The sequence below is a fragment of the Chromatiales bacterium 21-64-14 genome (genome assembly GCA_002255365.1).
In the GTDB taxonomy this organism is placed as follows: Bacteria; Pseudomonadota; Gammaproteobacteria; order 21-64-14; family 21-64-14; genus 21-64-14.
In genome coordinates this window covers 39,422-64,366 of sequence record NCBI01000015.1, presented here as the reverse complement: position 1 = coordinate 64,366, position 24,945 = coordinate 39,422, and the positions used below count along the sequence as shown (strand labels likewise).

Genomic DNA, 24,945 nt, shown 5'->3' with positions numbered 1-24,945 from the left:
ATGGTGGACTGCGGGCACCTGGAACCCCATCAAACACTGAACGCACGCCTTGGTTGCGCTTCAGTTCAAAAAATGCCCGATATGTATAGAGCTGCTGGCGAAACGCAGGCCCCCGGAGGTATTAATGGGAAAGATAAACACCAGGTGGCGGATGCGGAATCCGAGGCCCCGATCGTATGCCGCCGACCCATGGCCAGGGTTCGATAATAACCGGTCCGCGGACGCCGACGTCTCGCTTCGCGGTGAGTTTCCGCCCGGCAATGACGCTGGCCAATTTGACCAAGCCCCGATTGAGGGCAAGGTCAGCGGCGGTCTCGCCTTGCTGGTTAAGCGCGTTACGGTGCGCGCCGCGTTTCAGAAGCATGCGGGCAATCGCGGTCAGGGCCTGTGGGCTGATGGGGGTACCCCACGAGGCCAGGATGTGCAGCGGTGTCTGGCCTTGCGAGTTGGCGGCATTCACGTCGACCGGGTACTTCAACAAGAGGGCCACCAGAGCAACATTGGCGTTTTGGATCGCCGCATCCAACGGCCCCGACGATCCTGGAGATACGGGATTGGGGTCGGCGCCGGCGGCGAGCAGCAGTTTTGCCGACCCGACGGCCCCTTCGTGGACCGCGGCCATCAAAGGTGTGGTTCCCGATGAGCTGGTGAGGTTCGGATCCGCTTTCGCAGCCAGTAGCTCCCTCACTTCGTTTGGCCACCTGGCAGCGGCGATCAGAGGCGTGGTGTTCTTGCCGACGGTGTTCACGTCTGCGCCGGCCCGGATCAGCCGTTCGAGCACTTGGGTGTCCCCGCGGCTGGCGACGAACGTCAGCAACGGCTGGTGCTGGTACGGTCCGACGGTGGTGTCTGGTCCCGCACCGAGTCGAATTAAGGTGTCCGTGGCCTGGAGCAGTTGCGGGTCCGGAACGCCGTATGCGTCCTTGAGCATCTTGGCTAGGGCGTTTTCGTCGTTGGTATTCCTGACCTTGGGATTCGCCCCATGGGCCAGCAGTAGGTCTACCACTTTGGGATTGCACGTCGCCCCATGGCACATCGCGCCGGCAGCAAGTAGCAGCGGGGTGTCGCCGTTCTTATCCGCTTCGTTCACGTTGGCGCCTGCATCTAGCAACGCCTTGATGATCCGGATCTGTCCTCGCGATGCGGCCCACATCAGCGGCGTCTCGCCATACTTGTTTCTGGAATTGACGTCGGCGCCGTGCGCGATCAACAATCTTACGAGACGGACGTGGTCGCCTTGTGCTGCACAGCCCAGCGCAGTTCCATTATTGATGCCGCGGGCATTCGGCGACATGCCGCTTTTCAGGAACATCAAAACGGCCAGTGTATTGTCCGTGCACGCCTTCTGGATAAACGACACTTCGGAATAGGTGATGCCCGCGGCGTTGATCGTGTTGCGGGCGGCGTAACGCGCGCATGCCCCGAGCATTCCAGTAGCCAACAGTATGGCGAGGAAACCCGCCTTGCGGTTCGTGGTCATTCGTTCTCCGGCCCCCTTTGATTCTTATTTGTTCGTATTTAGACCGAACTTCACGCGACGCTACCGACACCTCCGTGACGCCCTGATACACCTCTCCGCTCTTGCGAACTGACTCAGGCGTGTGCACTTTCCCCGACTCGTACGGCCCCCGGGGGGCAGCGGGCGCCGAATTCACAGCGGCGTAGGGGCCGGGGAGGACGGCGTCGGCAGAGATGGTGGATGCCCGCTGGTTCACTCTTTCGATCGCCATGCGATCCAAGATTTTAGACCAAGTGCGCCGAGCATAGCCAGGAAGGCTGCCAGCTTGGCCGTTGAGTGCCGGGTTTGATCGGTGGGCTCGTCTCCTGGTGTATCCCGGTGCGCTCGCCAAGCGCCGCCTGGCTCAGCCCTCGCGTCGTCCGGGTTCGCCGACCTGATGTATCACCTGTAGGTGGAGCAGTAGGTCATACGCGCTACCTTCCGGCATCACGCGCACGGCTTCATCCACTAACACCACTGTTCCCGAATTGCGCGCTATCCCCCGCGCAGCGATATGTTAAATCCTATGGTGCAAGCCTTTGGCCACAGCGAGTAGCCGTTGAGCCGCCTCCAGCTAGGCGGGCCGGAAATCTTTCCCTGCTCTGCCCATGGCACTAGCGCGCCGTCAGATGCCGCGGTAGCGTGACCGTGCGCGAGTTGTAATCATCGCCGGACAACTCGTAGATCCTGGCGCGGCGATCGGCCAGGTGATAGACGGTGTGTCCCGGGCGCGTCCTCCTCAATTACATACTTATCCCGCGCGTGGCGGCGCTACTTGCCGCAGCTTCTCAGTATCCGTCGGTCGGCCTCGGGCAGGTTCCGAGGAGAATCCGGGAGCGTCACGCACTCGGGTCAGAACGTTCCATCCCCGGATACCCCGATCAACTGTCGCGTAGCTGACATACAAGGTCCATAGCCGAGAATAAATTTGCCCATGCATAAAGCCATTCTTCAGTGTCTGTACAATACTGTCGGAACTTCGGTGTTTATGTAGCGTTCAACACTACGACGGGATGGGGTTACACGGTAATCTGGCCACGGACCGACCGCCCTGGGTCCCGCGGCCGGTTGGCTGGAAAACGATAGGCCAGTAACTAGGACGAGAGCGCACTCGCCCCTCCGACGTCGTGCGGCCGGAGGAAGGCGATCAACCCGCCCTGCGCTACAGAGCGCACACCGAGGAGGTGTCGTGATGAACAGCGTCTCATCCGCCGACGGCGTTACGGCCCCGATCAAGCTTGCCCGATTCCCGCAGGTGTCGATCCGCGACCTCGCGAGCCTCGCGGCGGCCTTCGCGCTGCTGTGCGTGTTCCGCTATCTGCACCCGATCTCCGGGATATCGGCCCACGGTCAAGCGGTCTTCGGTGTGTTTCTGTGGTTCATCGTCGTTATGGTGACCAACTGCGTGCCGCGCGCCATCGTCGGGCTCACGTCTCCGCTGCTACTCGTGCTGTTTGCACACATCCCTGTGCCACAGGCGTTCAATGCCTTCAACACCAACATCTTCTTTCTTGCCACCGGAGCGTTTCTCATCGCCGCCGTCATGATGGCAACGCCGCTCGGCAAGCGCATGGCGCTCGGCGCTGCGTCGTGCATGAAATCCAGCCGGGCCCATAAGGTGCTCACGGGACTGTTTCTTGCGGAGGTCGCGGTCCCGATCCTCCCGGTAGTCAACGAGACCGCGCTGTGGCTGCCGATCTGCAAGGGGGTGGAATCCGTCGCGTCCGGCGACGCGCGCAATCCCCAGGAGGCAGCCCGGTTCAACACGGCTGTCTATTACCTGATAGCCGGGGCGCTTCCGCTGTTCATCGGCCCCCTCATCCTCACAAGCAATTTCCCCAATTTGATCCTCGTCGCGGCGCTGAAGAGCACCATGCATATCGATGTGTCGTGGGGGCAATGGTTCTGGCTCAACCTGCCGCTGTGGGGACTGCTGCCCCTGCTGCTTGTGTACGTGATCCGACATTTTCGCCTCGACCGGATCGAGATGCCCGGCGCGGAGGCCGGGCTTGCGGCCTTGCGCGCCGAACTCGGCCCGATTTCGTGGGCCGAAATATGGATCGTGGCAGTGCTCGCGATATCGGTCCTACTGTGGTTTTTCGCACCGATAAAATCAGGCATGACCGCTCTGTTGGCGGCTTTCCTGCTATTTCTGCCGGTCGGCGGGATCCAGTTTGATGATATCAATCGCCACATGTTGTGGGACGTGCTCATCCTGCTGGGCGGTGCCATATCCTTGGGAACCGCACTCTATCACTCCGGTATCGTGCAGTGGGCGTCAACGCTGATCGCCGAACCGCTAAAAACGTCCCATCTCCCGTTATGGGCGCTGCTGACGGTTCTTGTATTCGCATTCCACATCCCCCGCGCCGGAATCGTCAGCAACGTCGCGTCCGCGACCGCGTTCGTGCCGCTGGCCATCAGCCTGGCATCGACCCTCCACTACAACGTCCTTCCGTTCTCACTGGTACTGATCGACTGCATGAACTACGCGTTGTTTCTTCCCATATCGGTCACCGCGTTCCTGATCGCGTGGAGCGTGAGCAGGACATCGGCATGGGAGGCGATCCGTTTCGGGGTCCCGCTATCCGTGATTGCGAACCTATACGTCCTCATCCTGGAGCCCCTGTGGCTGCGGGCCATCGGGTTCCCGATATGAGGATCGGCATGCGATAGCATTTGAAACGGCTGCGGGTGACTGTAGCGTTGTGTGGCGGAATTCTAGACGACTAGATTTCAATCAATCCATCGGACAGTTCGTCAACATTATTCGGGTCCGGCGGATAGTGCTCGGCCATGGCAGCACCGCAGGCGCTGATGGCTGCGATGAATCCCTCCACCACTTCAGCCTTGCGTACATGTTCCAGGAACGTTTGGATGATGCCCTGCCAGTGGGCCTCGCCGAGCTTTTCGTGTATGCCTTTATCGGCCACGATTTCCACATAGCGCTCCGCCAAGGATACAAAAAACAGTACTCCCGAATGATGCGGTGTCAACTGCACACCCTGCTGGTAGAACTGGGCTTTGGCGAGGCGGCTCGCGCGTGAATGCTTTACCCGCTGCGGAACCAGCCACAGGTGTAATTCCGGGAGGAACAGAAACAACGTGGCCAGAGCAATAAATACTAACAACTGGATCTGGTATGCGTGGATCCAGGCGAGTGGAACAGCGAATAGGACGAACACGCCCGGCAGCAGCAGCGCGATGATGGCGGCCCACAGCAACGGCAGGAACACGTAGTGATCGCTGCAACGTGCGACCACCGTAACGAACTCACCGCTGGTGAGTTTCTCGGCGGCGTGAATCGCAGCGGTGACTCGGGCCTTATCCTGCTCTGAAAATTTGATCACGTCTCACCAGCCCCCGGAGGCGCCGCCGCCCCCAAACGATCCACCCCCACCCGAAAACCCGCCGAAACCGCCACCTCCTCCAAACCCTCCGCCGCCGAAGCCGCCGCCACCTAAGCCGCCGCTCAACATGCCCAAGGCCAGCCAGCCCAGCCAGCCGTTGCCGCCGCTACGTCGCGTACCACCCTGGCCACCGCGGCCAGAAATCGTCGACAACAGGGGGGAAATGGCAAACAATAAGATAATAAGCATCAGGAACCCGGTTCCTGAGCGTTGGCGTACTTCCTGTTGTTGTACGGCATGGTGCTTGTTACCGAGCACCGTGAGAATCGCGTCAGCGCCAGCGTCGATGCCGCCCGCGTAATTGCCCTGCTTGAAGCGTGGCACAATGATGTTGTGGATGATGTTGAAACTTTGGGCGTCCGTGAGCGTGCCTTCCAGGCCGTATCCCACCTCGATGCGCACCTGTTTCTCGCCAGCGTCCACGATCAGCAATGCGCCGTTGTTCTTGCCCTTCTGCCCGATACCCCAGTGGCGACCCAATTGATAGCCGTAGTATTCGATAGGATAACCGTTGAGCGTCGGTACCGTCACCACCACCAGTTGCGTGCCGGAGTTCTTCGCGTAGGTCGCGAGTTTTTGCGATAGTCTGTTGAAGACGTCCGCGGGTAACAAATGCGCTTGGTCCACCACCGGCCCCGTGAGCGCCGGAAACGGCGGCATGCCCGCGTCCAAGCCACCACTGGCCGCGAAAACCGGTGTAGCCAGTAATAAGCCAAATAGCAGGCCTACGGCGGTAACCCGCCGCACAAATGCTTGCAGCATGCTGAATCCTCGCCCTTCCCTCTCCCGGTGGGAGAGGGGGCAAAGCCTTAGAAGTGTACCTTGGGCGCCTCTTGCGCTTGTTCCGATATCGTGAAGTTCTGAATCATCGCGTAGTTCGAGTATAACATGGAGTGATACCACCGCCCGGGGATGGTGGTGAGTTCCGTATCGTACTGCTGCACCGCGAGGATGTAGTCACGGCGCGCCACCGCGATGCGGTTCTCGGTGCCTTCCAGTTGCGATTGCAGGGCGAGAAAGTTCTCGTTCGCTTTCAGGTTTGGATAATTTTCCGTCACCATCATAAGCCGCGAGAGCGCGCCGCCCAAGGTCGCTTGATTCTTCTCGAACTGATGGAACGCTTTGGGGTTGGTGAGGACATCAGCGGGAATTTTTGTCTGTGTGACCTTGGCGCGAGCCCTGGTCACGGCTTCCAGTACGTCCGCCTCATGAGTTGCATAACCTTTCACCGTGGCTACCAGATTCGGTATCAGATCGGTACGCCGCTGGTATTCGTTCAGCACCTGACTCCAGGCAGCGTTCACCTGCTGCTTATAGGTGGGAATGTTGTTGACCCCGCAGCCGCCCATCGTCAGTACGATGCCCAGAACGGCGGCGAAACCCACGATCTTCTTCATGGCAGGCAACTCGGACATGACGGTTTCCTCTGGATTCGGCGCGCGCAAATTATGCGTCATGATAGCAGCGGAATGACCACAGGGCACGCTGCCCGGCGATGGCTCCCCTGAATCAGTATTACAGCCGATATTTGGAAAGCGGTGGTTTCGAAGCACGGTCCCGGTGGGCGCGCCCGGGGCCTGGTATTGGCCTGTATATTAAGGATGTGTGTGGTCGGACCTCGGCGTAATGAGTCATCCCCCCATCATATGCATCCCTACGCCGCTATCTTTCGGCTGGGAGTACAGCGCCTTGCCGTTAAGGTCAGGCCCGTGGCCGCCAATCATGACATTGAGTAGGGTAAGCAGCGACATGAGGCCAATCGGGTTCGAAAGCCCGTTACCCGTTGTCGTGATACCGATACATCAACTATCCGCTTGGGATTCGGCACTAAGCCCGCGGCGTTCTTCAGTCCATACCGCCAAGCTCGCGGCACGCCGGGTGCGCGGGTGCTGCTCGTGGCGACGGATCCTATAAGGGGGGTCTTCGCGTTCCCCGCCATCTGGGCGCCGGCGCACGACAGTCATCCGCGCACCGGCGCAAATCAATCCTGTTTGTTCCCGTCAGGTTGGTTATGCCGGTCGCGCGGCCGATAATGTTGCTTCGGCTTCTGCTGGCTGGGGGTCGGACCGACGCTCGAACGGTCGCGGGACTCACGGCGCTGGAGCAAGGTGTCCTGACGACGGTATTCGCGCTGCAATTCCCGAGTTTCCAGTTGCCGCTGGCGGCGTAGCCGCTCGGCGGTTGCGGCTGGGGGCTGTTGTTGCAGCTTGCGGCCGTAACGTTCTTCCACCTGACGCTGCTCCAGACGCTGGCGCTGCAGCAGATCGCGGCGTTGCGTGTCTGCGCGCTGGCGCAACTGCTGCTGATCGGGTTGTTGGCGCACGGGGGCTGGCGCCGGAGGGTGTGCTCTGGATGGGGCTTGTATCACCTGAGGGCGGTACAGTCGCAACGCTCCGGACGTGGTTCTGTGTTCGCGCCAATCCCGGAACGAGTCCGCGTCACGGACGCGTTGGCGCGCCACGGGCCGGCCGATGACGTGTTCCACTCGGCTGATGTCGACACCGCGGTTGATGATGCGGTGTTGCTCAAAGCGATACTGGGTGGTGTTGCGCGTGTAGTTTATGATGACTACGTTGCGCGCCGGGATCTGGGCATAGCGTGCAAGGTTCGGGCGCACGAAGTCGCGTTCGCGCACGAATACCCAGGTACTGGGCCGGATGTGCCGTTCGATCACCGCGGTGCTGACGAGGAATCCTCCGGACGGCTGCCAGACCGCCGCAGGCGGCATGGGTGCCCAGCCTACCCAGTCGTCGCCGTAGCGCCACGCCACCCACGCGGGCGCCCACACCGTGCCTGGCACCCATACCCAACCGTAGTCGTCGTCGTAAGTCCAGCGACCGTAGTGAAAAGGCGCCCAGCCCCATTCCCAGTTGGACACCCATACCCAACCGTAGTCGTCCGTGTATGCCCAATGCCCATAGGTGTATGGCCGCCAGTTCAGCGCTACTCCGTTGGGTGCCCAGACCCAACCATAGACAGGCCGCTGAACCCAGCGGCCGTACGGGGCCAGGTCACGGTACATGATGCTCATATCGACGCGGACCGGATCGGCGGTGGCGGGGGGAGCGAATGTGGGGGCAAACCCTAACGTCAGTACAACGGCAGTGATCAACATTAGTCTACGCATGGGGGGTCCCCCGATGAATGGTGCTTGGGCGCCGCGCCAACTGGGAGCCGCACCGTTAGAATCATTGTAGCGGTTCCAGCTGAACGCCGGCTGAACGGCCGCCCGAGCCCTTCTGAGTATTCTGACATGATATCCGCGCCCATACCGGGCTCTGTTGACGACCTCTAGCGTGATCCATGTCGGGGCTGCGTCTGTCTCCGGCGCTCTACTGCGGCTCGGAGGCCGAGCATGGGCGTGTGGCTGCCTACAATGGTAGAGTTGAAGGGAGGGGCCGGATGGCGCTGCCGTGATGTTCGATAAGCGCTATGCTTACGCGCTATATGTGAGCCTGCCCGGATAGGGCCCTGGTGGTTGACGCATCCGGCAGGGGGCCGGAAGACACCGAATAGGGGGTGTTATGGACAGAAATGCCGTTCCCCGAAAAACTCGCGAACTCCAGAGCCACCATTTCGACTCCACGATCTGGAATGATTTCAAATTCCGGGACGATGACATCGTAATCGCGACCTATGCCAAGTCGGGAACGACCTGGATGCAACAGATCATCGCGCAGCTGCTGTTTGATGGCAGGGAGGGTCTGAATGTCCCGGAAATGTCGCCTTGGATGGATCTTCGGATTCCTCCGAAGGCGGACAAGCTTGCCTCGGTCGAGCAGCAGGAGCACCGCAGGTTCGTCAAGACGCATCTGCCGGTAGATGCCTTGGTGTTTTCTGAAAAGGCTAAATACGTTTATATCGGCAGGGATGGCCGCGACGTTTTGTGGAGTCTGTACAATCACCATGCGACAGCGAACGAAGCTTGGTACGAGGCCCTGAATGATAGTCCCGGGAGGGTCGGACCGCCCATCGGCCAACCACCGTCGTCGATCATCCAGTATTATCACGACTGGCTCGATCAGGATGGCCAGCCATGGTGGCCGTTCTGGGAAAACGTGCGGTCATGGTGGGCCATTAGAGGCCTTCCGAATGTCTATATGACGCATTTCGCCAATCTCAAGAGCGACATGGGTGCCGAGATCCGAAGGATCGCGGAGTTTCTCGATATTCCCGTCAATGAGCAACGATGGGAGGCGATCCTGCGGCACTGTAGCTTCGAGTATATGAAGGCGCACGCTGAGAAAAGTGTACCGCTGGGCGGCATTTTCTGGGAGGGTGGAGCGGCGACGTTTATCCACAAGGGCACAAACGGTCGCTGGCGCGCCATTCTCACGGAAGACGAGATCGCCGAATACGAGCGCCGTGCCGTTCGGGAACTGGGTCTTGCGTGTGCCCACTGGCTGGAGAGCGGAAGAACGTCTTGAACGGTCGAGGCAGTCTAGCGACACCGACCAAGGCAGGAACGCGCCGGTACGGTACGGAGAGCGGTGGGGACAAGGAGGCGGGGCCATAAGCCCCTATGGAGAATGACCACGTGGTGTGCGGGGCCGGGCGGACTGCGGGAGCCGATGGAAACCGATATTGAGATCCGGGAGGTTCGTGATGGTGACCTGGAGAGCTTTAACGAGGCTCTCAATGAGGTCTGCGCCGAGCGGCAGTACATGGCCATTGCGCATGGGATCCCGCTGGAAATTCACCGGGCATTTCTGCAGATCGTCATCACCAACCGGCTTCCCCAGGTGGTTGCGGTTGAACATCAGAAGATCGTCGGGTGGTGCGACGTGATCCCCCACGTTGAAGAAGGCTTCACTCACATAGGCCGGCTTGGGATGGGGGTGCGGATGTCCTATCGGGGGCGTGGGATCGGCAGGGAGCTGCTCTCCGAATGCCTCCGCCACGCGGGGCGCTACGGGCTCGAGAAGGTCGAACTGGAAGTTTTTGAGAATAATGCGGTCGCGATTCGTTTGTACGAGGCATTTGGGTTTCGGCGGGAAGGCTGCAAGGCCAAGGCCCGGAAATTGGACGGGTGTTACCAGGATAGTATCCTCATGGGGCTGTTGATTGGGGCGGGCGGGCGGTAAACCGCCTACCCAAGCCCCGGTTTCGGCGCAGCGATGGCATGGGAGGCGCCGTGTCGTTGCGGCGCATCGGCATCAGCGCGGATCAATCCGGGACCGCCTGCTGCACCACGTTGGTCATGGGGATGTCCGCGAGGTCTGATCTGTATGCAACCTGCTATTTCTGATCATCTGGTCCGATTGCTGGTGGTCGGGATTCTGATTTCCCGCATCGGGGACATCGGAACGACGTATCTGGCATCGCCTGGACTGAAACTGGAGGCTAACCCCATCGTTAGGAAATTCCGATGGTGGTACGCGTTTCTGACGCTGTTTGTGTGCGTCATTCCGTACTGGAATGCGGGCGCTGGAATCATGGTGATGGTGGTGTCGTTCCTGGTATCGACGTCGAACAGTATGCGCTTGTGGTTCATCCGGGCTCTGGGAGAGACGGAGTACTTTCATCTGCAGGTCCGGGTTGCGTCCGCGGCGAATCCCGTGAGTTCGCTGATGCTGATCTTGCTTCCGCCCGTGTTCATGGCGCTGCTCGGCATCTCCCTGTGGGTGGTCTACCCGGACCCGGCCATAGACCCTGGCTATTGGTTTGCCTCCGGGATATTGGTCTATGGGGCGGTACTGGCCGTGTATTCCCCGTTGCATTTTCTGCGCCTGCGACGGGAGGCCAGAATTTCCGGTGTCGGATGATTTTGCGCGGCCGCAGCGCGCCGTTATGGCCAGTGCTGGGTCCGCGCCGGATATCAGGCGGTGTGGATATGAAACGTGTGGTAGCCTGGCGACCGATGGCCGGTGCCGCGATTGCCGCGCGCGCAGGCGGTGGAGTTCAAGCTATGTTGGACAGGTTCCTGTGAAGAAGCCTGGTATACCCGAAGACGAGCAGGCGCGGCTGCTGCTGCTGGATGCCCTGGGAAGCATCTACTCGCCAGCGGAGGAACGGTTCGACCGGATCACGCGTCTGGCCTGCCAGGTGCTGAATGTCCCGATCGCCCTGGTTTCGTTGATTACTGCCCGATGCCAGTGGTTCAAGTCGGCTCAGGGTCTGGCTGCATCCGAGACCTCCCGGGAAATCTCCTTCTGCGGCCATACCATTCTGGGAGCCGACTCTTTCGTGGTGCCCGACACGTTGCTGGACCCGGACTTCGCTGACAATCCCTTGGTGAGCGGAGAGCCCCATATCCGCTTCTACGCGGGCCACCCCCTACGTTATGAAGGCAGTAATGTCGGGACTTTGTGCATCATCGGCCGGGTTCCGCGGCGGCTGACCCCGTCGGAGTCCGAGACCTTGCGCAATCTGGCGGAGTGGGCCGAGAATGAGCTCAAAGTGGCCGCGTTGAGCGAGGCGCAGGCGCAGCTCATTTCGGTGCTGGACGAGGCACGCCGCGCGGCGTTGATCGATTCCCCGACCCGTTCGTGGAACCGGCAGGCGATGGACGAGCTTCTTCCGGTGGAGGTGGAACATTGCCGTGTCCGCAACGTACCCATTTCGGTCGTAATGGTGGAGGTGGGCAACCTAAAGACGATCACTGGGCGTTACGGCCCCGGCGTCACGGATTGGGCCCTCCGTGAAGTTGCGCAACGGATTCGTTCCTCGATCCGTCCGCAGGATCTGATCGGGCGTTTCGCCGACGACCAATTCCTGATATTTCTTGGCAATTGCACCGAGGACACGGTGATGCTCACTGCGAACCGGATCTTGTCGCGCGTTTGCGGGGAGCCGGTGACCGCGGACGGGGTGAGCCTGGATCTGGCGCTTGCCATCGGGGCCTCGACGATGGCCTTGTCTCCGGAAGCAGATCTTAGCCGTTTGTTTCAGCTTACCGGCGCAGCCCTATCCGAAGCGCAGGCCGCGGGTCGGAACTGCGTGCGGTTGAGGACCTCGCTGTAGCGGGATCCGTTGGCCGGCGGCGTCGGTTTGAAGCGGACAGCGAAGCTTCAGTTGGCCCTGGCGGCAGGCACTGTCAGCGGCAAGGTGGCGGGGGGCAGGCATACTTGTTCGTTGCAGGCTTGCACCCGCACGTCGCCATGCACCGTGCCCGCGGGTTTCAGGGTGCCGGCGGGGAACACGCTGGTGATGTGGGCGGTACCTTCATAGACGTTCAGCCCTTCGGTGGCGAAGGCCGGCGTGATCCGTACCGGATTGGGATAGACGACCCGGGATGGAGTCAGGCCATCGAAACGCACCGCCGTTGGCACCAAGTAGTCGAAAGACGCCGGGTTCGCATTCACATGATAGCCCGGGTCGATCCGCAGGGTAACGGTAATCTCGTCCTGTCCGGCGGTGATCCCGGCCGTGGCGCTGGCGTGCACATGGTCGGCGCTATCCGGCACGTGGAATCCCTTCGAGGGCGCCTTCTGCGGGGCCGGTGCGTTTTCCGCAACCGTCTCCGCCCGGGTTTGCGGATGCAGGGCAAGAAACGCCACCAGGCTACCCCATTGCCCTGGATCCTTGGCGACTTGGCCGCTCACATGCCGGATGATCTTCGCCGCCGCTTCTGCGTAGCGTGGGTTTCCGGTGCTGCTGGCGGAGAGACCTTGCAGCAGGGCCACGGTGGCGGAGGTGCCGGACGGGTAGGTGTTGTCACCGGTGTCCTCGGGAGGGATCAGAAGGTCTTTTTCCGTCGGCACCGTGGCCAAGCCGCCGTCCGGGCGCAGGAACCGTTCCAGGATGATGTCGGCCATGGTCTGCGCGTGGGTACGCCAGCGCGCTTGGTGAGTCGCCTCATAGAGTGAGAGGAAGCCATTTCCCAACAGTGCGTAGTCATCCAGGAACGCATCGGTGTGGGCCCGCCCATCGAAGATCTCGTGTTTCAATGAGCGGGTCTTGGGACTGTAGGCGATGTCCCAGATCCGGGTTGCGGCGCGGCTGGCCAGTTGGAGATAGACCGGCTCCCGCAGAACCCCCGCGGCGTGGGCATAAGCAGTGATCGCCAATCCGTTGAGCGCGACCACGATCTTGCGGTCGGTGAAGGGCTGTGCTCGACGCTCGCGGATCGCGAACAGCTTGTCGCGTTCGGGACGCAGCGCCGTCAGCATGGGCATCACCGCCGGGTAACCGGCGTCTTTTAACGTTTTCGCGAGGGGCAGTCGGACCCGGAGGACCCCGGGGACGAGTCCGTTCAGTTGCTGCTCGCGGGTCGGGTCCGGCATGGGCGTGAGTTCGTAGACTGTAAAGAAACGCTTGGCCGCCGTCTTGCCCAACGCCGCGTCGATCTGGCTGCGGGTCCACACGTAGCTCGACCCTTCCACGCCATGGACTTCGGCATCCTGAGCGGTGTAGAAGCCACCGCCCGGTGCGCTCATGTCGCGTTGGAGATATCCGCCGATGTCCAGCGCCATGGCGCGGTACAGGGGGTCGCCAGTGAGTTGGAAAGCGCGGGTGTACACGTCCAGCAACTGTGCGTTGTCGTAGAGCATCTTCTCGAAATGGGGCACGGACCAGGTGCGTTCCGTGCTGTAGCGGTGGAAACCACCGCCTAGCGCGTCGTGGATGCCGCCCAGGGCCATCGCGTCCAGCGTCCCGCGCAGCATGCCCAGGGCCTTCTGGTTGCGGGTCACGCGCGCGTCCGCAAGCCAGAGCTCCAGGATCGGCGCGCGCGCGAATTTCGCCTGCGCCGGGCCGTTGGGCAGGCCGCCGTATTTCCAATCGAAGCGCGTCTCAAAGGCACGCCGGGCTTGCTGCACCCAGGCCAGCGGCCGTACCGGTGCGGGTGCGCTCGCACCGGGAACGCCTACCTGCTGCATGATCTGGTATACGCGGTTCGCCTTGGCGAGCACCTCTTTCCGGTGATCGGTCCACTGTTCGTGGACCATCCGCAATACGGACGGGAAGCCCGGTCGGCCGAAACTGTCATCGGTGGGCGGGAAATAGCTGCCGGCGAAGAACGGCTTCAGGTCCGGGGTCAGAAACACATTGTTCGGCCACCCGCCATGGCTCGTGAGGATTTCCGTGGCCAGCATGTAGATCTGATCGAGGTCCGGGCGTTGCTCCCGATCGACCTTGATGTTGATAAACCACCGGTTCATCAACTTGGCGATGTCCGGGTCCGAGTACAGTGTCCGTTCCGCCACATGGCACCAGTAGCAGGTGCTGTAGCCGATGGATACGAAGATGGGTTTGTGTTCCCGGCGTGCCTTTTCGATAGCCTCCGGCCCCCAGGGATACCAGTCCACCGGATTGTGGGCGTGAAGTAGCAGATAGGGGTCGGCGGAATGGATCAGGCGGTTGGTATAGCGGGGCGCGTCACGCGCGTGGCCGGAGGCGGCTGTCGCTGCGAGAGCCGGCGCGCCGAGCGACAGCGTGAGCAACAAAAACCCGTAGAACCCGACGATTCGCACCAGCAACCGGGTAGCGCCGCACCCTGGCCACCGTCCCGCCGTCATCGTGGCCCGGTCCCGGAAACCGGCGTTACCGTATGGTATTTGTCCATTGGGTCTCCGCCGTGCTGGGGCCAGGAATGGCCGTACACCGTGCTTCCAGTATAACTATCTTTATAAGATAACTAGAACCTATCTCAAAATGCATCTCGATCGCCCATGCGGCGTTGCGGACCCTGCTGCGGTGCTCATTTACTGGGTGTAAACTGCGCTCCTCGCAGGGCCCGCGCCTTGCCTGAACGCCCGATCTGCGATTTTGAGATAGGTTCTAGACTCGCCCTGGCAGGATTTTGTTCCTGCCGGGTCCGCCTTCGTCTCGCCGTGAAGTCCGGACCGAGCTACGCTATGCGAATTGCCACGCCGCCGACGGCTCCGCGCGGTAGCGGCGCCTCCGTGGCCGAATTGCTGCAGCGGTTGCGTTCGCGGATTCCGAGTCTGCGTTGGAGCGCGGCCGGACAGCTCGCCGACCGGACGGATCCGCGCGCGGTGGAAGCCTTGATCCGCGCCATGGACGATCCCGACGGCAGATGCCTTGGCCCGCATCGGGGACGATCGGGCGGTAGCGCCGATGGTCCGTGCCGCGGGGGATCCGCAGTTGCGCCTGTGGATGGTGCTGGACCTCGGGGAGTTGGGTAGCCCCAAGGCCCTGCCGTACCTGACCGGGCTTAGCCGGGATCCGCACCCGCTGATCCGCCACGCAGCCGCCCAGGCCTTGGTGCGTATCGGTGCCCCGGCCCGCGCCACCCTGCGTGCTGCCCTGGGCCACGGCACCGCCCGCGCTCAGCCCTATGTCATGGCCGCGTTGGGCGCGTGGGGAAGCCAGCCGATGTCCCGCGCCTGCAGCAGACCGCGGAGTCGGCAAGCCGCCCCCCTGGCGTCCGCGGCGCGAGACTCGGTGCAGATCATCCGGTCCTTTGCCCGCTACCGTGGCGCCGATGCGCGGTTTCAGAGCCGGCCCGCCGGTATCCGGCCCCGGATTCCGGCGCCCGGGGGGTTTGCACCGTCGCGGGTCGATCCCACGTTCTCCACCAGAACCATCTGAATCCAGCCCTGGCACTGTATTCCGCGTGCGTGGCGCATATCCGGTGCCGTGTGAAATCCGCGCGCCATGTCCGACGTGCGCGAATCCGTTACAATGAATGAAGGCCCAGTTTCATAAGGATTGTGCAATGGCGAGTGTGCCGGGGCGGCCCGTGGTCTTTGGTGAAGTCCTGTTCGACCGCTTCGAGGACGGTACCCGGGTCCTCGGCGGCGCGCCGTTCAACGTGGCGTGGCACCTCGCGGGTTTTGGCCTGGATCCTTTGTTCATCAGCCGGGTGGGGCGCGACGAGTTGGGGGAGCAGGTCCTGACGGCGATGACCGGGTGGGGTCTGGATGTGGGCGGGTTGCAGCGGGATGCCAGCCATCCAACCGGATCGGTGCATGTGAGCCTGAGCAAAGGCCAGCCGGACTTCCGCATCCTGCCCGACCAGGCCTACGACTACATCGACGCCGATGCCGTGCGTACGAGTCTCGCCGGGCTCACCCCGGCGCTGCTTTACCATGGAAGTCTCGTCGCCCGTAACCGGGTTTCCCGCAAGGCGTTGGAGCAGCTGCGCGCAACCGGCGTACCCGCGTTCGTGGATATCAACCTGCGGGCGCCCTGGTGGCAGCGCAAGGGACTCGACACGCTGGTGCACGGCGCGCGCTGGCTCAAGCTGAGTGAAACGGAGCTCGCGGTACTTATGGATGCCGGCGCGCTGGACCCGGGCCAATTGGAATCCACCACACGCATGGTGCGTGAGCGCTACGGCTGTGCGCTGTTGGTGGTGACCCAGGGCGAGCATGGGGGATGGTTCGCCACCCGCGATGCAGCGGGACGCATTGAGCCGGTGGCGGTGCCGGAATTCGCGGATGCGGTCGGCGCCGGGGACGCCTTTAGTTCGGTCACGCTCCTGGGCTTGGTCCATGGTTGGCCGTTGCCGAAGACCCTGCGCCGTGCGGCCGCGTTTGCCGCGCGCATCTGCACCATCCGGGGCGCCACGACGTCGCACCGAGCCTTGTACGATGAGATGCTGACACAATGGGAAAGCGATTAGAGAAGGGACCGCCGCGCGACCTCTACTTGCTGCTTGTCAGCGTCCACGGACTGATCCGGGGCCACGACTTGGAGTTGGGGCGCGACGCGGACACCGGTGGACAGGTCAAATACGTGGTCGAATTGGCGCGTGCGCTGGCCGCTCATCCCGAAGTCGGCAGGGTCGACCTGCTGACCCGCCAAGTCTTCGATCCAAAAATTTCGTCCGATTATGCGCAGCCCGAGGAACAGATCGCACCCAACGCCTACATCATCCGGCTGCCCTTCGGCCCGCGCCGCTACCTGCGCAAGGAGGTGTTGTGGCCTTATTTGGAAGGCATGGTGGACTTGGCGGTCCAATATGTACGCCGTGTCGGGCGGCTTCCGGATCTGATCCACAGCCACTATGCGGACGCCGGATATGTCGGGGCGCCGGTGGCGAGCCTGCTCGGGGTGCCCCTGATCCACACCGGCCACTCCCTGGGACGGGTGAAGCGCCTACGTCTGTTGGAAAAAGGCACCAAGGATGCGGTTATGGAGGCGCAGTACAATATCGCACAGCGTATCGAAGCGGAGGAGATCGCCCTCGACACCGCGTCCAGGGTGATCGCCAGTACCCACCAGGAGGTGGAAGAGCAGTACAGTCTCTATGACAACTATCAGCCCGGCCGCATGGTGGTGATCCCCCCCGGGGTGGATCTTGGTCGTTTCCATCCGCCACAGCGTGGGGTCCCGCCGGCCGCGGTGCAGAAGGATCTGGAGCGTTTCTTGAGGGACCCGCGCCGCCCCATGATCCTCGCCGTCTCGCGTGCCGACGAGCGCAAGAACATCGCTACCCTGGTGCGCGCGTATGGCGGAAACGCCGCGCTGCGTGAGCGCGCGAACCTGGTGGTGGTCGCGGGGAACCGGGACGACATCGCCACCCTGGAGCGAGGTGCGCGCGACGTAATGACCGGCCTGCTGTTGCAGATCGACCGCCACGACCTGTATGGCTCGGTGGCGTACCCGAAACACCACGCACCCGATGACATCCCGGCGCTCTACCGGATGGCTGCCACCACCCGCGGGGTGTTTGTCAATCCGGCCCTTACCGAGCCCTTCGGGCTTACCCTGCTGGAGGCAGCGGCCTCCGGGCTCCCGGTGGTTTCCACCGAGGACGGAGGTCCGCGGGATATCGTCGGGATTTGCAAAAACGGTCTCCTTGTCGATCCGTTGGACGTCGACGGGATGGGGGCATCGATTCTCGAAGCGCTCTCGGATCGCGAACGTTGGCAGCGTTGGTCGCGCAGCGGTATTCGCGGTGCGCAGGAGCATTATTCCTGGAAGAGTCACGTGCAAAAGTATCTGCGTGAGGTGCGCAGCATCCTTGGTGAGCGCTACCGGTCGCGTACGCTCGCACCGGAGAAGAGCCGGCTCCCGACCGTGGACCGGCTTGTCGTGTGTGATATCGACGATACCCTGATGGGCGATGCGGAGGCGGCCCGGGCTTTCATCGCCCGGTTGGAGGCGGCCAATGGACAGATCGGTTTCGGGGTGGCGACCGGCCGGTCCCTGGACAGTACCCTGGAGGTGCTGAAGGAATGCCAGATGCCGGTTCCGGACTTGTTGATCACCGCCGTGGGTACCGCGATCCACTACGGACACGGGATGGTGGACGACGCGGGTTGGCGGCGTCATATCGATTACCGGTGGGAACCGGATTTGCTGCGGACTGCGTTGGCGGACTTGCCGGGCCTGCGGATCCAGCCGCGGCGCGAGCAACAACCGTACAAAATCAGCTACTATGTCGATCCCGAGGAGTCGCTTCCGATCCGTGGAATCCAGCGTCATCTGCGCAAGCGTGATCTGCATGTAAATCTGATCTACTCGCACCAGATGTTCCTGGACCTCGTTCCGATTCGGGCGTCCAAGGGCCTGGCCCTACGCTACTTGGCGTGGAAATGGGGTTTGCCCTTGGAGCGGGTGCTGGTGGCGGGCAACTCCGGAAACGACCGGGAGATGCTGCTGGGAAATACGCTTGGGGTGGTGGTGAGTAACCACAGCGCCGAACTCAATCGCCTGCGCGGGAAGCCGCGGGTTTATTTCTCCAAGGGCGCCCATGCCTGGGGCATCCTGGAGGCCATGGACTATTATGATTTTTTGGGTGAGATTCGGATTCAGGAAGAGGAGGTCGTCGAATCGTGATTGAAACCGTTGATGAACTCTTGCACGAGCGGCGGGAATCCGTCTTCATGCTGTTGCACCGCTACCTGGGGCTCGGCCGTCCATTCCTGCTGCATTCGGATCTATGGGACGAGTTCCAGCGCTTTTGCGAGTCCACGGAGGGCGCGCCGATGTGCGACAGCGCGCTCGCTCGCATCATCAGTTCCGCCCAGGAGGCGGCTCTGGAGGCGCCTTGGATCTACCTTGCGCTGCGCCCGGGAGTCGCACGCTGGATTTACCTGCGTTTCCATGTCGATTCGATGGAATACCAGGAGATCCGCGTATCCGAATTCCTGGCCTTCAAGGAGCGCTTGTTGGCGGGGCGCACCTTTACGGATCCCTGGACCCTGGAGGTCGATCTCGGACCCTTCAATCGGGAATTTCCCAAGCTCAAAGAGGCGCGTTCCATCGGTCGTGGCGTGGAGTTCCTCAACCGACGGCTTTCGAGCCAGTTGTTCCAGGAGCTGGGCAAGGGGGATCAGCGGCTGTTGGATTTCCTGCGGGTGCATCAGGTGCGGGGCCGTCAACTCATGCTCAACGGGTTGATCCGCGATGTGTCTGAGCTGCGCCGTGCCTTGCGCCGGGCGGAAGATTACCTGGCTACCGAGTCCCCGGAAGCCGATTGGGAGCGGGTCGGTCACACCCTGCACAGCTTGGGTTTCGAGCCGGGATGGGGGGCGAGCGCCGAGCGCATGCGCGACACATTGAACCTGTTGACCGACATCCTGGAGGCGCCGGAACCGGGCAATCTAGAACGCTTTCTTGGGCGGATCCCGATGATCTTCAACATCGTGATCCTGTCGCCCCACGGTTTCTTCGGACAGTCCAAAGTGCTGGGCCTGCCGGACACCGGGGGACAGGTGGTGTACATCCTGGACCAGGTCCGGGCCTTGGAGAAGGAGATGCGCCGGCGGATCGCCGAGCAGGGACTGGATACTGAGCCCCAGATCCTGGTGATTACGCGGCTGATCCCCGAGGCCCGCGGCACCACCTGCGACGAGCGGATCGAGCCGATCATCGGCACCGAGTTTGCGCGCATCCTGCGGGTCCCGTTCCGGGGTTCGGACGGCAACGTCATCCCGCATTGGATATCGCGGTTCGAAGTATGGCCCTACCTGGAGGGTTTCGCGGCGGAGTCCGAGACGGAACTGCTCGCGGAACTCGGTGGCCGCCCAGATCTCATCGTCGGTAATTATTCCGACGGGAATCTGGTGGCCACGCTGCTGGCGCAACGCCTGCACGTGACCCAGTGTAATATCGCCCACGCGCTGGAAAAGCCCAAGTACCTCTATTCGGACCTCTACTGGCAGCAGAATGAATCGCAATACCATTTCTCCTGTCAATTCACGGCGGACCTGATCGCGATGAACGCCACGGACTTCATTATCGCCAGTACCTACCAGGAAATCGCCGGGCGTGAGGATGGGCAGGGCCAGTACGAGAGCTATTCCACCTTCACCATGCCGGGACTATACCGGGTAGTGAATGGCATCGATCTGTTCGATCCGAAATTCAATATTGTCTCGCCCGGCGCGGACTCGAACATCTATTTTCCCTATACGGATCACGGCCGGCGGTTGACGGGGCTGCACACCGAGATACGCGAGCTGGTCTTCGGCGCCGCGCGGCCTGGTGCGCGCGGCGTCTTTTCCGATCCCGAGAAGCCCCTACTGTTCACCATGGCACGCCTGGACCGCATCAAAAACATCACTGGGCTGGTCGAATGGTTCAGTAACGACCCCGCACTGCGCGAACAGGTGAACCTGCTGGTGGTCGCGGGGCATGTAGACGCGGCCGAATCCAGCGATCGTGAGGAGCAGGAACAGATCGCGCGCATGCACGAACTGATGGACCACCATGGTCTGGATGGCCAGGTGCGCTGGCTCGGCATCCATCTGGACAAGAACATGTCGGGGGAGCTGTACCGGTTTGTCGCGGACCAGCACGGCGCGTTCGTGCAGCCGGCGGTATTCGAGGCCTTCGGCCTGACAGTGATCGAGGCGATGGCCTCCGGGTTGCCCACCTTCGCTACCCGGTACGGCGGTCCCCTGGAGATCATCGAGCATGGGCGTTCGGGTTTCCACATCGATCCCAATCACGGGGAGGAAGCCTGTCAGGTCCTGACGGATTTCTTCGATCGTTGCGCAAAGGAGCCGGGCCACTGGGAACGGATGTCCACGGGCGCCATCGACCGGGTCCGCAGCCGTTATACCTGGGAACTGTACGCCGAGCGGATGATGACCCTGTCGCGCATCTACGGTTTCTGGAAGTACGTGACCAATCTGGAGCGGGACGAGACCCGTCGCTATCTTGAGATGTTCTATACGCTACAGTTTCGTCCCTTGGCCCAGGCGGTGCTGACGAATACTTGAGCGCGGTAGTCTTGCGCTGCTGCGAGACAGGGTCAGGTGGCGTGGGACCGCGGGGTCACGAGGCAATACGTGACCGGTCCGGCAGCGTGGGGCGAGCGATATTCGATGAAAGGTGGTCGGGACCGGAGCGGCCTCCGGGATGTCGGCTCGAAGCCAGCGTTCCGGTCCAAGCCTGCGCATCTCGCCAGTGTTCGTCGTGCGGGCGCCGCGATACCATTGCGGGGGTACACAGACCGCAGCGCGCCGACACAGTAGCCGACTCTACGTCGAGGCGGGCGTAGAGAATAACCCCCGGTTTGGCGCGCGCAGCGGCGGCCACAGCCGAAGACCGTGTAACATGCGGATTGGCGTCGTAGTGCGGGGCCTGTGGGCACCCGGGGGCCTGTGCTTGACGACCTGCACGGGAGCCGCGATGTTCGTTGATTACTACGCCATCCGCCGCATGAATCCCTACCTGGGCGTGCTCCAGGTAGTGGACACCGGCGAGGCACGGGCTTATTCGAGTAACGGCCGACGCTGGCAGGTGCGCAACGTCGAAGGCACTGGGTGGCGGGAAGCCGCTGGCGCAGAAGACGGTGACGATGCCGGTCTTTCGGCGCACAGCGACGCCCCCGAGGATATCATGGCCGCGCTGGAACGACGTCCGCCTATCCCGTTCCGTTTCGGTGACCGCTACGAGCTGTGGCTGTTGCATCGTGAGACCTTGGCGCCTCTGGCCCTGCTCCAGAGCCGGCGCTGGCGCTACGAGGTGGAGCCGGTACGCGACCCCACTTGGCGTCCGTTCATGCTCGGCGACGCGGGTTTTCCCGCCCCCGCCATTGGATCCGTCTCCAACTCCGCGCGCCACCGGGGTCTTCTGGAACGGCAGGTAAACCTCGCTGCGCGGCCCAGGCCGGTGGCTCAATGGTTCGAACGGCACACCGACGGCAGCGGTACTGGCCTGTCCGGCTTGCGGGTGGGGGAAGAGCGGGTCGGTCGGCGGATCGCGGCCCCGGACTTCCCTGAGCTCCTGGTGGACGAACGTTGGGAGACCGAACTGCAAGGTCAGTTGGTTGCCGAATACCATCACTGGAACGCGCCCCTGCTGCTGACCCACCAGAATCTCGCGCGCGCCACGCGTGTGCGCCTGGAAGAGGCCGCTCGGCGCAGCCCCCGGCGCCTTTTGGACATTTGGCCGCTGATCCCTGAAGTGCTGGACTCCGACGCCATGCGGGTGGCGCTGGTGGCCGCCCGGCTGATGCGCGCCTAGAACGCATTTCTTATCGGCCTGCTAGCCGTGCCCGTCTCGACGTCGTATCGGCTACGCCGTTGCGCCCTGTGGTCAGTGCGGTCCGTTCTGGCAGCGCCTCGGCGCCCGCGCGACGGACACCGGCGCGGTCCGCGGCCCATCGCGCCGGGCACGCTGACCACCGGATGCTGTGGTTCGTGCCACGGGATGGCGGCGCGAGTACGCTACAGTGCGCACCGCGTCGTTTTTGACCCCCGGAACGGGCCCGCGAAACCGATTCGAACGCAGCGATTTGCCCGCTGATCGCCCGCGCGTGACCGTTCGGCATTGGGCCGCTGAAAAGCGCCGGCAGCGGTACCCCACCCATCGGACTTGACCGAGCGCCGTTGCTCTGCTAAAACACAGATACGTCGGTGGAACCATGACAACATCTGCGGGACGCGGCGCAGCCTGCCGGGGCGCCTGAATAACAAGAAATCCCAGGGACGGAATCTGAAGCTGGCATCAGCGCGCGAACAGGAGGTTTGCGGCCCACCACGTACTTAGCCCCAGAGTTTTCAGTCGAGGATGCCGGTTTTCCCGCGTGAGGTCCGGTAGTCAGTCGGACGAACGGGCGACGAGCCGGCATGTTGAGGAGCGCCTTGCCATGGATAGGCGGTGCTCGTGGCGGGTCTCTGCCAGGGGAGGTCTGGCGTGTGTTGCTGAATCTCAGGCGGACGACCTCGCCACTTTATTATGGAGGTAGATGTGCCGCACCTACTCGCGGCCGCCGGTAAGGGGTTCGGGTTTGTGCGGTTCTCGCCGGCCCCATTCAGGGCCGGACGTGTTGGACACAGGGATCGTGTAGCCCGGCCCCCCGGGGTCGTGGTGTGCACCGCCAAGGAAGGCTCTATGTGTACCGAAATCCCAATGTCCCATCCGTATGGCTGTTGCTGTTGTCTTTATTCCCTGGGGCTGCACGGCCGTGCAGCCCCAGGGAATGCCGTTCGAAGTGGAGACACTTTTACCGTTGCCGCATGAGCCACCGTATGTAGCTCGTGGCTCCCGGCGATCAACCATCCAAGCCCGCCTCGGCCATGGCCACCGCGCGGAAGATGGCACGGCGTTTGTTGAGGGTCTCTTCCCACTCCGCGCGGGGCACGGAGTCCGCGACGATTCCGCCGCCGGCCTGGATATGCAGGGTGCCGTTTTTGATCACCACGGTGCGGATGGCGATGGCGGTGTCCATGTTGCCGGACCAGGATAGATAGCCCACTGCCCCGGCATAGACGCCACGTTTCACCGGCTCCAATTCATCGATGATCTCCATGGCCCGGATCTTGGGCGCGCCGGTGACGGTGCCGGCCGGGAAGGTCGCTCGCAACACATCGATGGCGCTCAGGCCCGCGCGCAGCTGTCCAGTGACGTTGGAGACGATGTGCATGACGTGGGAGTAGCGCTCGATGGTCATCTGTTCGGTGAGTTTCACCGTTCCGATCTGCGCCACGCGCCCGACGTCGTTGCGCCCCAGGTCGATGAGCATGAGGTGTTCGGCGCGCTCCTTGGGGTCTGCCAGCAACTCCTGTTCGAGCGCCAGGTCCTCCTCCTCGGTAGCGCCCCGGGGCCGGGTTCCGGCGATGGGGCGCAGGGTGACGATGCCGTCTTCCAATCGTGCCAGGATTTCCGGGGAAGACCCCACTACGTGGAAATCGGCGAGGTCGAAGAAGAACATATAAGGGGACGGATTCAGGCTGCGCAGGGCGCGGTAGAGGTCCAGGGGCGCGGATTCATAGGGGATGGCCATGCGCTGGGATGGAACCACCTGCATGACGTCGCCCTCCACGATATAGGCTTGGATGCGGCGCACCGCGTCTTCGTAGCCTTCCTGCGTAAAGCTGGAGCGGAAGTCCGCCTCCCGCACTTCGCGTGGCGGATGCGGTACCGGGGGTTGCGGCGCGGTCTCCCGGAGCGTGCGCACCAGCTCGTCGAGACGGCGCTGAGCACGGGGGTAAGCGTCGGGTATGCCGGGATCGGCGTGTACCACCAGTTCCAGCTTGCCCCGCAGGTTGTCGAAGACCACGACTTCTTCGGATACCAGCAGGAGGATGTCCGGTGTACCCAGCGGGTCCGGATTGGGACACGACCCGAGCCGCGGCTCCACGTAACGCACGGTGTCGTAGCCGAAGTAGCCCACCAGCCCACCGGTGAAGCGCGGCAGACCGTCCACGGGCGGGACCCGGTAGCGCTGTTGGAAGGATTCGATCCAGGCCAGGGGGTCGTCGGTGCGGGCATGCTCGGCAACGACGTCGTCACGTTCCACCGTCACCTGATCGCCCTGCACCCGCAGCCGGGTATGGCATGGCAGCCCGATGATGGAATACCGCCCCCATTTCTCGCCACCCTGCACGGATTCCAGCAGATAGGAGTAGGGGCCGCGGGCGAGTTTGAGGTAGGTGCTGAGGGGCGTGTCGAGATCCGCCAGAACCTCGCGGGTGACGGGGATGCGGGTATGACCCTCAGCGGCGAATTGCCGGAATTGCGCTTCGTTCATGGTCGGCTCCAGTGCAAACGGACACGGCGGGAGTACACCTGATGACGGTAGGACTCACGCGCCGCGCCATCGCCGCGCGTGGGCGCGCTCCGCCTCGTCTGGTGCACTGGATGCCGTCATGGGGGCCGCGTTCGTTTTCACTTTGAGCCTAGTCGTTCCGTAGACAGAACTATAAAACAGATCGGTGGGTTCCACCA

17 protein-coding genes are annotated in these 24,945 nt (G+C 62.5%); 10 read left to right on the top strand and 7 right to left on the bottom strand.

Features of this window, described 5'->3' with window-relative positions; translation table 11 throughout:
* Nucleotides 1-121: 121 nt before the first annotated feature.
* The gene (locus B7Z66_08920; GenBank protein OYV76455.1) at nucleotides 122-1,480 is read right to left on the bottom strand and encodes a hypothetical protein; all 1,359 of its coding nucleotides are present in this window, start codon (nucleotides 1,478-1,480) and stop codon (nucleotides 122-124) included.
* 1,210 nt (nucleotides 1,481-2,690) lie between these two features.
* Between B7Z66_08920 and B7Z66_08915 the strand changes: the two genes are divergently transcribed.
* The gene (locus tag B7Z66_08915) at nucleotides 2,691-4,157 is read left to right on the top strand and encodes a hypothetical protein (GenBank protein OYV76454.1); all 1,467 of its coding nucleotides are present in this window, start codon (nucleotides 2,691-2,693) and stop codon (nucleotides 4,155-4,157) included.
* Nucleotides 4,158-4,227: 70 nt separating this feature from the next.
* Here B7Z66_08915 and B7Z66_08910 read toward each other — a convergent pair whose 3' ends face one another.
* From B7Z66_08910 to B7Z66_08895, 4 genes are all read right to left on the bottom strand, one after another.
* A complete protein-coding gene (locus B7Z66_08910) occupies nucleotides 4,228-4,848 on the bottom strand; it encodes a hypothetical protein (GenBank protein ID OYV76453.1) in 621 nt (206 codons plus the stop codon).
* A gap of 3 nt (nucleotides 4,849-4,851) precedes the next feature.
* On the bottom strand, nucleotides 4,852-5,670 hold the full coding sequence (locus B7Z66_08905) for a hypothetical protein (GenBank protein OYV76452.1): 819 nt from the start codon (nucleotides 5,668-5,670) through the stop codon (nucleotides 4,852-4,854).
* Between the two features lie 47 nt (nucleotides 5,671-5,717).
* On the bottom strand, nucleotides 5,718-6,323 hold the full coding sequence (locus B7Z66_08900; protein ID OYV76451.1) for a hypothetical protein: 606 nt from the start codon (nucleotides 6,321-6,323) through the stop codon (nucleotides 5,718-5,720).
* Nucleotides 6,324-6,889: 566 nt separating this feature from the next.
* On the bottom strand, nucleotides 6,890-8,023 hold the full coding sequence (locus tag B7Z66_08895) for a hypothetical protein (GenBank protein ID OYV76450.1): 1,134 nt from the start codon (nucleotides 8,021-8,023) through the stop codon (nucleotides 6,890-6,892).
* Nucleotides 8,024-8,432: 409 nt separating this feature from the next.
* Here B7Z66_08895 and B7Z66_08890 point away from each other — a divergent pair, with 409 nt between their 5' ends.
* From B7Z66_08890 to B7Z66_08875, 4 genes are all read left to right on the top strand, one after another.
* On the top strand, nucleotides 8,433-9,335 hold the full coding sequence (locus B7Z66_08890; GenBank protein ID OYV76449.1) for a sulfotransferase: 903 nt from the start codon (nucleotides 8,433-8,435) through the stop codon (nucleotides 9,333-9,335).
* A gap of 102 nt (nucleotides 9,336-9,437) precedes the next feature.
* Nucleotides 9,438-9,992, top strand: a complete 555-nt coding sequence (locus B7Z66_08885; protein OYV76448.1) for a hypothetical protein — start codon at nucleotides 9,438-9,440, stop codon at nucleotides 9,990-9,992.
* Between the two features lie 144 nt (nucleotides 9,993-10,136).
* Nucleotides 10,137-10,673 carry a hypothetical protein gene (locus B7Z66_08880; GenBank protein ID OYV76447.1) on the top strand — a complete coding sequence of 179 codons (537 nt, stop codon included), beginning with the start codon at nucleotides 10,137-10,139 and terminating at the stop codon, nucleotides 10,671-10,673.
* Nucleotides 10,594-11,871 carry a hypothetical protein gene (locus tag B7Z66_08875; GenBank protein ID OYV76446.1) on the top strand — a complete coding sequence of 426 codons (1,278 nt, stop codon included), beginning with the start codon at nucleotides 10,594-10,596 and terminating at the stop codon, nucleotides 11,869-11,871. The genes B7Z66_08880 and B7Z66_08875 overlap by 80 nt, the downstream gene beginning before the upstream one ends.
* Nucleotides 11,872-11,918: 47 nt before the next feature.
* Here B7Z66_08875 and B7Z66_08870 read toward each other — a convergent pair whose 3' ends face one another.
* On the bottom strand, nucleotides 11,919-14,366 hold the full coding sequence (locus B7Z66_08870) for a hypothetical protein (protein ID OYV76445.1): 2,448 nt from the start codon (nucleotides 14,364-14,366) through the stop codon (nucleotides 11,919-11,921).
* A 526-nt stretch (nucleotides 14,367-14,892) separates the two neighbouring features.
* Here B7Z66_08870 and B7Z66_08865 point away from each other — a divergent pair.
* From B7Z66_08865 to B7Z66_08845, 5 genes are all read left to right on the top strand, one after another.
* Entirely contained in the window at nucleotides 14,893-15,402 is a 510-nt protein-coding gene (locus tag B7Z66_08865) for a hypothetical protein (GenBank protein OYV76444.1), read from the top strand.
* 127 nt (nucleotides 15,403-15,529) lie between these two features.
* The gene (locus tag B7Z66_08860) at nucleotides 15,530-16,438 is read left to right on the top strand and encodes a hypothetical protein (protein ID OYV76443.1); all 909 of its coding nucleotides are present in this window, start codon (nucleotides 15,530-15,532) and stop codon (nucleotides 16,436-16,438) included.
* On the top strand, nucleotides 16,423-18,600 hold the full coding sequence (locus B7Z66_08855) for an HAD family hydrolase (GenBank protein ID OYV76442.1): 2,178 nt from the start codon (nucleotides 16,423-16,425) through the stop codon (nucleotides 18,598-18,600). The genes B7Z66_08860 and B7Z66_08855 overlap by 16 nt, the downstream gene beginning before the upstream one ends.
* Nucleotides 18,600-20,990, top strand: coding sequence for a sucrose synthase (locus tag B7Z66_08850; protein OYV76460.1), 2,391 nt, complete (start codon nucleotides 18,600-18,602; stop codon nucleotides 20,988-20,990). The genes B7Z66_08855 and B7Z66_08850 overlap by 1 nt, the downstream gene beginning before the upstream one ends.
* A 412-nt stretch (nucleotides 20,991-21,402) precedes the next feature.
* Nucleotides 21,403-22,239: a hypothetical protein gene (locus B7Z66_08845; GenBank protein ID OYV76441.1), complete on the top strand. Its 837-nt coding sequence runs from the start codon at nucleotides 21,403-21,405 to the stop codon at nucleotides 22,237-22,239.
* A gap of 1,030 nt (nucleotides 22,240-23,269) precedes the next feature.
* On the opposite strand, the gene B7Z66_08840 is transcribed toward B7Z66_08845, so the two are convergent.
* A complete protein-coding gene (locus B7Z66_08840; GenBank protein OYV76440.1) occupies nucleotides 23,270-24,748 on the bottom strand; it encodes an anthranilate synthase component I in 1,479 nt (492 codons plus the stop codon).
* Nucleotides 24,749-24,945: the final 197 nt, after the last annotated feature.

Coding starts and splice junctions, on each gene's coding strand:
- B7Z66_08845 (OYV76441.1), top strand. CDS start 21,403: ATGTTCGTTGATTACTACGCCATCCGCCGCATGAATCCCTACCTGGGC.
- B7Z66_08890 (OYV76449.1), top strand. CDS start 8,433: ATGGACAGAAATGCCGTTCCCCGAAAAACTCGCGAACTCCAGAGCCAC.
- B7Z66_08915 (OYV76454.1), top strand. CDS start 2,691: ATGAACAGCGTCTCATCCGCCGACGGCGTTACGGCCCCGATCAAGCTT.
- B7Z66_08900 (OYV76451.1), bottom strand. CDS start 6,323: ATGTCCGAGTTGCCTGCCATGAAGAAGATCGTGGGTTTCGCCGCCGTT.
- B7Z66_08860 (OYV76443.1), top strand. CDS start 15,530: ATGGCGAGTGTGCCGGGGCGGCCCGTGGTCTTTGGTGAAGTCCTGTTC.
- B7Z66_08895 (OYV76450.1), bottom strand. CDS start 8,023: ATGTTGATCACTGCCGTTGTACTGACGTTAGGGTTTGCCCCCACATTC.
- B7Z66_08870 (OYV76445.1), bottom strand. CDS start 14,366: ATGACGGCGGGACGGTGGCCAGGGTGCGGCGCTACCCGGTTGCTGGTG.
- B7Z66_08855 (OYV76442.1), top strand. CDS start 16,423: ATGGGAAAGCGATTAGAGAAGGGACCGCCGCGCGACCTCTACTTGCTG.
- B7Z66_08840 (OYV76440.1), bottom strand. CDS start 24,748: ATGAACGAAGCGCAATTCCGGCAATTCGCCGCTGAGGGTCATACCCGC.
- B7Z66_08920 (OYV76455.1), bottom strand. CDS start 1,480: ATGACCACGAACCGCAAGGCGGGTTTCCTCGCCATACTGTTGGCTACT.
- B7Z66_08880 (OYV76447.1), top strand. CDS start 10,137: ATGCAACCTGCTATTTCTGATCATCTGGTCCGATTGCTGGTGGTCGGG.
- B7Z66_08885 (OYV76448.1), top strand. CDS start 9,438: ATGACCACGTGGTGTGCGGGGCCGGGCGGACTGCGGGAGCCGATGGAA.
- B7Z66_08905 (OYV76452.1), bottom strand. CDS start 5,670: ATGCTGCAAGCATTTGTGCGGCGGGTTACCGCCGTAGGCCTGCTATTT.
- B7Z66_08875 (OYV76446.1), top strand. CDS start 10,594: ATGGGGCGGTACTGGCCGTGTATTCCCCGTTGCATTTTCTGCGCCTGC.